At 68.3% G+C, this 1,860-nt stretch carries 2 protein-coding genes; both read right to left on the minus strand.

The annotated features are described in order from the left end of the window. Positions 1-1,207: hypothetical protein (locus EB084_24535; protein ID NDD31431.1), on the minus strand; the 1,207-nt coding region annotated here is incomplete at its 3' end. 302 nt (positions 1,208-1,509) lie between these two features. Beyond that, positions 1,510-1,860, minus strand: a 351-nt coding sequence (locus tag EB084_24540) for a cytochrome P450 (protein ID NDD31432.1), incomplete at its 5' end; no start/stop codon positions are given.

Here is a 1,860-nt window from a genome sequence, read left to right on the forward strand (position 1 = left end):
GCGTCGGCTTTGGAGACGGGCTCGGCGAAGCCACCGGCGACGGTGTCGGGGTGGGCTCGGGTGCGGTCGCCACCCCGGTGATGAGTCCGTTGATGATGCTGGTCGTGGGGCTGCCCAGCCCCGTCACCAGATCGTAGCCTGAGGTTGCCGGGAGGCCGTTCGACCCGGAGATGACGTCACGCCAGGCGCTCGAGTAAAAGCCGTACATGAGACCGTTGATCTGGTTGATGCCGCTTTTGCCGGTGGCTGCGCGCGCGCTGTTGGCCACGGCGCACATGGCCGCCCACTGGGGCGCACCCGCGCTGGTTCCGCCCAGGCCGAACCAGCCCGTGCGGCCGTTGTATGGCGTGGTCATGTAGACATTGAAACCCGTGGCGGGGTCGGCGTCGTAGCTGACGTCCGGTACACCACGCGCAGTACCTGATGTCGCAGACGCAGATGCGTTCTGCTTCTGCCATGTCGGAATGGTCACGTAGGTGCTCTTGCCGCCTCCGCTGCCGCTCCAGGCGGTCTCCGAGGTCACGTTGCCGGCGCTATCGAGCTTGAGCGTGGTGCCACCCACCGCGCACACATAGGTCGATACTGCGGGCCACGAGACGCCAGCGCCGCTGTCGCCCGAAGAAGCGAAGAAGCTCACCCCGGCGCGGTTGAAGTGTCCATCGAGGGTCTGCTCGCCGACGAACTCGCCGCCTCCCCAGCTGAGGGAGACCTGGGTTGCGCCTTGTGCCACCGCGAGATCGATGCCGGCCAGCAGGTCGCTCCCCCCAGCGGACTGGGTCACGACCAGCAGGATACGCGCGTCCGGGGCCATCGCGTGGGCCCACTCGACGTCGAGGGCGGTCTCGAGGGCCCAGCCTGCGTCGCTTGACTTCGGCGGGCCGCCGCCTTGATAGGCAATGGTGAGCTGGGGGCTGGGAAGACCCGCGGCCTGGCTGAAGGCGGCGAGGTCGCTCTGGATGGTGGGGCAGCCGTAGGCGTCTACGATGGCGATGGTCTGCCCTGCGCCCGTCCCACTGATCTTGTCGAACCCGTAGGCGCGTCTGACCTGATTCACCGTGTAGCCGCCTGGCCACGTGAGGGCATTGGGGGAGAAGCTCTTCGATGCCTCTGCGCTGGGAAGCACCCAGAGGGCGGGCGTCGCCACGTATCCCGCGGCGGCGGGTTCCTCGGCCTTCGAGACCGGGCCCACCACGTCGCCCTGCTGCACCGTCAGCGCGCTGCCGCGGCGCCGCTGTCGCTGCCAGGCTGAGAGTCACCCCCGCCGCATCCCGCAAGGAGCGACGTCAGGATTGCCAGACCGGTGACGATGCGTCGTCGCAACGTGGTCATCGCGTGTCTTCCCCTCTCGTTGAGCGCGTGCGCAGATGCCCGCTTCCGCCTGCTCTCAGTATAGGGGTTTGCGCGCGCGGGGGAACTCGTCGGAAGACCCAAAGAGTTTATCGGTCGATGGACCTATTCTTCGATGGACCCTGAGCCGTGCGGGGTCGCGTCAGCCTCCCCGCAGCCCGCTCATCGCCAGGCGACGGAGCGCGGGGCGTCGTGGCGCCGCTCGGTCACGATGCGCAGGCCATGGCTCGGGCGCAGCGTGATGTGCACGAGCATCTCGACGCGCTGCTCCGGAACCAGGCGCAATCGCCAGCGCTGCCCGATGGTGGCCAGCACGAGAATGCCTTCCATCCACGCATAGCTCTCTCCGATGCAGACGCGGCTTCCGCCGCCGAACGGGAAGTAGGCGAAGCGCGGGCGCTCCTGCTCGGCCTCGGGGGTGAAGCGCTCCGGGTCGAAGCGCTCGGGGTCGGGCCAGAAGCGGGGATCGCGGTGCACCACGATCTGGCTCATCATGACGATGTCGCGGGGGCG

The organism is Pseudomonadota bacterium, from assembly GCA_010028905.1.
GTDB lineage: Bacteria > Vulcanimicrobiota > Xenobia > RGZZ01 > RGZZ01 > RGZZ01.